We start from the raw sequence: 5,411 nt of genomic DNA, 5'->3' as shown, positions 1-5,411 counted from the left end.
GCAGAACGGCAGGTGTCTCTTTCCTTAGTTGTTGGGCGCGCCCGAGTTGATCCAGGAGCGCACGCCGTCGCGGAATTCCTGGGGCAGGAAGGGTACGAGCGGCGCGGGGGGCATGGCGGTGCCGCACCAGGTTTCGCAGGTTCCGGATACGCAGTCGCCGTCGCTCGTGCACAGTACGGCAGAGTCGTCGCTGCAGCGCTGGGAGACATCCAACCCCGACAACAAACAGTCAGCAGGTGTGGCCGTTACCCAGGGCATGGCGTCCAGCTTGTCCATCAACCAGCTCGCGTCCGCGTTGCCCGGCTCTACAATATTGAGGCCCAAATGCTCTGAGCTGGCTATACCCACCATGTCGGCGTGGGTCATCAGCACGCAACCACCGAGGGCCGCCAGCTTTGCCAAGCAGCAGGACGGGCAGGCGGGCACCGTACTTACGGCGTGACAGCCAAGGGAGGAGGCGCAGCCACCTGTCAGAATCGGCGCCTGGAAGACGGCGGCTATCTCGGTCCAGGTGAGCGCGGGTGCTCCCATGGTGGTGGTCGTGGTGACGGTCGTACTGGTGGTCGTCGTGGTGGGCGGGCCAGGGCAGGTCAGGGGCACGGTCTGGCCTACGGCGCTTTGCAGGATACGCAGCGCGTCCGAAGCCGAGGCCGTGCCGCCGTTGTCAGCATCGCAGGTGGTGAGATCCACGGGCTGACTGCCGACAGCCATCTGCAGGCAGTAAAGCGCGTCGGCGCCGGAGACGTTACCGTCGCCGTTGGGCGGCGGGGCCGGATCGCCGCAGCCCGCTGCGGGGGCCTGCAGGGGTAAACCCACAACCAGCAGGCTGGCTGCAATAAGAGAGAAAGCGGCTGCAAGAGCCGTGGATCGAACTGTACTGGTCATGGCTTGTAAGTGGCTGCGGGGAACCGGCAGCTCGCTATCGTATAACCCGTGCACATGGGTTATGTCTAGTCACATTCTGCCGATGCCTCCTTCGGGGGGGTGCCGTTCGACCCGCGTAACTCTTTCACCCGATGCTAACGACGACAAAGAAAATTTTCTTCTACGTCGTAGTACTGGCGCTGCTTGCGGAGCAGGTCTGGGTGTTTGGACCAGCGGTGAAAAGCATGCTGTTTCCACCCCACGAGGACGTGGCCCAGGCGGGAGCCGGGGTGGCCCTGCGCATGGGCTGTCCGGCCTGCCACGGCGCGGCCGGGGGTGGCGGTTTTGACAACCCGGGCAGCGAAAACGGCGTCGTGCCGGCCCTGTCGGGTGGCGAGATGATGATGTGGGCCGATGAGCCCGAACACCTGCGCGAGTGGATACTGTACGGCCGCCGCCTGGACGACGAGTCCCTCAACGACCGCTCGGGATTCACGGCGGGGCAGGGTAGTGCCCGCGCGGTGGTCATGCCGGCCTACGAGCCGTTTTTGGCAAGCGGCGAGCTCGAACAGTTGGTCGCCTGGCTTGGTGCCATATCGGGCCTGCAGTTTCCTGACGCGCCGGCGTCGGCACCCGACGAAGAAAAACAACGCACGGCGCGCGTGGCCGACGGACTCGAGCTGGCTCACCGCCTGGGATGTTTTTCCTGCCATGGCCCCATGGGTACGGGCGGGGTGCAAAACCCGGGCTCGCTCAAGGGCTATGTGCCTGGCTTTTTCGGCGAGGACTACGCCGAACTCGTGGCCGACAATGAAGAGCTTCGAGAGTGGATAAGCGATGCTGCGGTCAGCCGTCTCCTCGACAATCCGCTCGCGCGTCGCGTGTTGGAGTCCCAGGCGCTGAAGATGCCGAGCTACGGAGATTTTCTCGAAGACGAGGAAATCGATTCGTTGGTAGAGCTCGTCGCCTGGCTCGCGTCGGACGGCTGGCGCGAAATGCCGGTTCCCTAGAAGAACAAGTGGGCTTCGAGCGTTAGCTCGTCGCGGTTGTGCTGCGGCTGATCCTCGGGCCCGTTGTACACACGGTAGAACGCCCGAAGTTGCACGAAGCGATCGATGAAGGGCTCCACGCCCACGCTGACGCGGTTGCGCGTGTCCTCGGCGATGTTGTCGCTGGGGTCGTAGAAGTCGAAAGCCAGTTTGGCGTTCATCCAGTCGCACAACAGGTAGTTGGCCTCGATGTAACCCGCCCAGGCCTGCACGTCTTCAATTCCCGATCCGTTGTCCTGCTCGGTGTCGGTGATGTTGGCCTGGGCCAGCAGCGCTAGCGCGCCCCGCGACAGCCCCGTGTAAAGCGCGAAGGTATTGGACTCCAGGTTGCCCGGTGAATCGTGCGAAGCCGAGCCGCCCAGCATGGCGTTGGCCACCGGCCCCTCGAGGTCGGTCCACAGGTAGAAGGCGTTGGCGGTCAGCAGCTGGTCGCTGTCGTTGTCCTCGTTGCCCTCTGAGACCGACACGGCCCAGTTCAGGCCCTCGCCACCGCGGCCCAGCTCCACGCCGGTGACCGAGCGGTCAAAGTTGAAGCCCGAGGTCGAGTTCACAAAGGCGGTGTCGTCCTGCAGCTTGAGGCCCCAGGCCGGGAAGAACTTGCCGGCCTTGAGGTAGGCGTCTTTCAAGAAGCTGTCGCCGGGCATGATGCCGTCGGCCAGCAGGAAGGCCTCGCGGTTGTCGGCTCCACCGGGCGCCACGCGCTCGTCTATGTAGGCCGACAGCACGCCTGGTATCAGGCGCAGCTCGGCGTAGAGCGTGGCCTGCTCGATGTCGATGTCATTGCTCTCCAGGTCGCGGAAGGCGGTGTTGTTTTCGACCTCGCCGTTCAGGTCAGGGTCGTCCTGGAACAGCAGCCGGTCGACCATGCGCAGGTCGGCGCCCACGGAGAAGTAGTCGTTGATGTTGGGCGAAAACCAATCGTCGTGCGCGGGCAGCAGGCCCTGGCCGTCGTTGGGCAGATTGAGGATGTCGACGGCGTGCATCTCGGCGGTGAGCGTGCGCATGCCACCGCCGGTTCGGTTGACGTGGCAGTCGGCGCAGGAGTAACCGCCGCGCAAGGCCATGTAGGGTTCGGCCCGTGCCGGCGTCGACTGTGCGAGCAGTGCGGTTACGACCAGCAGTGTCGAGGCGAGCCTCGTGGTGTTGCGCGTGGATGCGAGCATGTTCTTTTACTCCTGTGGGCGAATCTTAGAAGAGCGTGGTCGAAGTGGTCAAGCTGGTCGAAGTGGTCAAGCTGGTCGAAGTGGTCGTGCAGCATGAGGCCGTCGTCATGGGCAACTCGGCTCCCGCCTCTATCCACGAGCCTATCTGTTCGAGCTGTTCGTTGGAGAGAGAAGGCAACCCGCCTATGTCGGGCATCTGCGCGCCGCAGCGATCGGTCGACGCGCCGACCTTGTTCATCAGGTAGCTCGCGTCCGGGTCACCGGCAACGACCAGGGTGCGACCGGCGCAGAGCGTGGAAGCCGCGTTGACCAGGCCGGCGTGCGAGGCAGCTACGCTCGACAGGTTGAGCCCCGCCTGCTGGATTACCGCGTCGTGGCAGCCGAAAAAAGCACAACTCGGGGTGAAGATCTGTTGCTGGATATCAGCTAGCGACGCGCCGCCCGAAGTGGCGGAACCGCCCGCGCCCTCGCCGGCGCAGCCCGCGGCCACCAGCATTAACAACAGGGTAAGCCAGGGGCGGTGGAAGGCAGAGGGGTTTTGCATGGTTTACCTTTATTGGGAGTAGCCGCAGTGTTCAACTAGAATGGTGCACTCACTGGAGGATCATAGATGAGAGTTTCACTGTTTGTTTCTGCGTTGGTGTTTGCTGCGCTTCTGGCCATCCCTGGCGGCGGTCTTTACGGCGACGGCCAGGCCTGGGCCGAGGACGCCATGGTGGGCGAGATTCTCGACCTTGCCTGCTACATACCCAAGAACGCCAAGGGTCCGCAGCACAAGCGCTGCGCCCAGACCTGTGCCGAGCACGGCATGCCGCTGGGCCTGCTCACCGACGACGGCAGCGTGTACCTGCTCTACCCGCGCCACGGCAAGGAGTCGGCCTTCGACGCCGTAAAGGAACTCGCCGGTTCGCGCGCGAGCATCAAGGGCAAGACGTCCGAGCGCTCGGGTATCAAGGGCCTGGAAGTGCACGAAGCCGTGGCCGCTGACTGACGTTCACCCCTCTCGCTGTGAGGGGCCCTGTTTGCCGCCCGTACTATTGAAGAGTTTTACAAATAGGATTTCTCTATAGACCGGGCTGAAATCGGCCTGGGTTTTTTATCCAGCCCGCATTGGAGCCCTTGACTGGCCCCCGGCGCTGGGGTTAAGCTGCGTCTAGTACTAACCGGCGATGTTGCTTCGGGGTAACGACTCGCCTTTTCAGCCCGGCAGCTGCCAGGCAGGAGGAAAGGGATGCAGGATTCTATACCCCGAACGTTGTTGCTGGCCGCGCTTTTGCTGCCCGCTTTTCTTTTTGCAGACGGTTTTGTGGCCGGTGACGTCGAGGCTTCAAAGGAATCCTCGATCTGTTCCAAGGCCTGCAACTCTTCGCGCAAGTCGTGCGATAAGCAAGCCAAGGAGTTGCGCGACGTCACGCGCGACGGTTGCAAGGACACCCGTGAGACCTGCAGGGACGGTTGTGACACGGCTGAAGACACGTGTCGCGATACCTGCGATACCACCAGGGACACCTGCAAGGAGGCCTGCAGCACTGATCCTACCCCGGACATCTGCCGCGACACTTGTGACGACTCGCGCGACTCGTGCCGCTCGGGTTGCGGTAACGCCGAGGGAGATTGTCATGACGCCTGCAAGGATGATCGGAAGACCTGCAAGAAAGCCGCCGACTCCCTTCGCAAGGACGCCCAGGTAGCGTGCAAGGGCGATCGCGGAATCTGCAGGAACGTGTGCGACGGTAACGACCCGGTCTGCGTGCGGGCCTGCGGTGATGTTGCCAACCCTTGCTTCAAGGACGCCAAGAAAGCGTTCAAGCAGTGCAGAAAAGATTGCGGTTCGGGATCCAACGTGAGCTGTCACGAGGATTGTAACGACGCTTGGTTTGACGCCAATGATCTTTGCTCGGCGCCGTTTGCCAGTTGCCTGGCCGACTGCGTGGCGCTGGGGGCTTCGACCACGACCACCACGACAACTATGCCTTGACCTTGCGTTTTCGGGCGCGCCCCGGTGAATGGGCCGGGTGGGGGTCAGTACAGCCGGCGTCAGCCCATTAAGACGCCGCTGTCCGGTCGCCGGCCCTGGCTATCTCCAGGGTTGGCGGCCACTTTTTTTTCGGGCTCAATCACGCATTGGCAACGCTTGGTTGTTTTGCCCATTTGTTACGAAACCACGCGCCGTGGTTCGTGATATCCTCAATAGACATGCACCCCGGAGCGCGTTAGCCTCCGAATCTGTTCATAACGACAGGCTGACGTAGCTCAGTTGGTAGAGCAGCTGATTCGTAATCAGCAGGTCGGCGGTTCAACTCCGCCCGTCAGCTCCAGTCTTACCGCGGCCTTG

The 5,411-nt window shown here is 62.9% G+C and carries 6 protein-coding genes and 1 tRNA gene; 4 read left to right on the top strand and 3 right to left on the bottom strand.

Annotated elements, in window-relative coordinates; translation table 11 throughout:
* Positions 1-24 precede the first annotated feature (24 nt).
* Positions 25-885, bottom strand: coding sequence for a hypothetical protein (locus EYQ35_03045; protein ID HIF63117.1), 861 nt, complete (start codon positions 883-885; stop codon positions 25-27).
* A gap of 131 nt (positions 886-1,016) precedes the next feature.
* On the opposite strand from EYQ35_03045, the gene EYQ35_03040 reads away from it, so the two are divergent.
* Positions 1,017-1,874 carry a hypothetical protein gene (locus EYQ35_03040; GenBank protein ID HIF63116.1) on the top strand — a complete coding sequence of 286 codons (858 nt, stop codon included), beginning with the start codon at positions 1,017-1,019 and terminating at the stop codon, positions 1,872-1,874.
* Here EYQ35_03040 and EYQ35_03035 read toward each other — a convergent pair.
* Positions 1,871-3,076, bottom strand: a complete 1,206-nt coding sequence (locus EYQ35_03035) for a hypothetical protein (GenBank protein HIF63115.1) — start codon at positions 3,074-3,076, stop codon at positions 1,871-1,873. The two genes, EYQ35_03040 and EYQ35_03035, sit on opposite strands and share 4 nt — an antisense overlap.
* A gap of 25 nt (positions 3,077-3,101) precedes the next feature.
* Entirely contained in the window at positions 3,102-3,620 is a 519-nt protein-coding gene (locus EYQ35_03030; protein HIF63114.1) for a hypothetical protein, read from the bottom strand.
* Positions 3,621-3,686: 66 nt separating this feature from the next.
* Between EYQ35_03030 and EYQ35_03025 the strand changes: the two genes are divergently transcribed.
* From EYQ35_03025 to EYQ35_03015, 3 genes are all read left to right on the top strand, one after another.
* Complete coding sequence (locus EYQ35_03025) at positions 3,687-4,067, top strand: hypothetical protein (GenBank protein ID HIF63113.1); 381 nt, start codon at positions 3,687-3,689, stop codon at positions 4,065-4,067.
* 240 nt (positions 4,068-4,307) lie between these two features.
* Complete coding sequence (locus tag EYQ35_03020; GenBank protein ID HIF63112.1) at positions 4,308-5,054, top strand: hypothetical protein; 747 nt, start codon at positions 4,308-4,310, stop codon at positions 5,052-5,054.
* Positions 5,055-5,318: 264 nt separating this feature from the next.
* Positions 5,319-5,394 (top strand) — tRNA-Thr (locus EYQ35_03015).
* The last annotated feature ends 17 nt before the right edge of the window (positions 5,395-5,411 follow it).

This window comes from Candidatus Binatota bacterium, from assembly GCA_012960245.1.
In the GTDB taxonomy this organism is placed as follows: Bacteria; Desulfobacterota; Binatia; order UBA1149; family UBA1149; genus UBA1149.
This window is presented reverse-complemented; position numbering and strand designations above follow the sequence as displayed.

What these genes read in the sequence shown, in the direction of transcription:
- EYQ35_03030 (HIF63114.1), bottom strand. Translation starts at nt 3,620, where the DNA reads ATGCAAAACCCCTCTGCCTTCCACCGCCCCTGGCTTACCCTGTTGTTA.
- EYQ35_03020 (HIF63112.1), top strand. Translation starts at nt 4,308, where the DNA reads ATGCAGGATTCTATACCCCGAACGTTGTTGCTGGCCGCGCTTTTGCTG.
- EYQ35_03045 (HIF63117.1), bottom strand. Translation starts at nt 885, where the DNA reads ATGACCAGTACAGTTCGATCCACGGCTCTTGCAGCCGCTTTCTCTCTT.
- EYQ35_03035 (HIF63115.1), bottom strand. Translation starts at nt 3,076, where the DNA reads ATGCTCGCATCCACGCGCAACACCACGAGGCTCGCCTCGACACTGCTG.
- EYQ35_03025 (HIF63113.1), top strand. Translation starts at nt 3,687, where the DNA reads ATGAGAGTTTCACTGTTTGTTTCTGCGTTGGTGTTTGCTGCGCTTCTG.
- EYQ35_03040 (HIF63116.1), top strand. Translation starts at nt 1,017, where the DNA reads ATGCTAACGACGACAAAGAAAATTTTCTTCTACGTCGTAGTACTGGCG.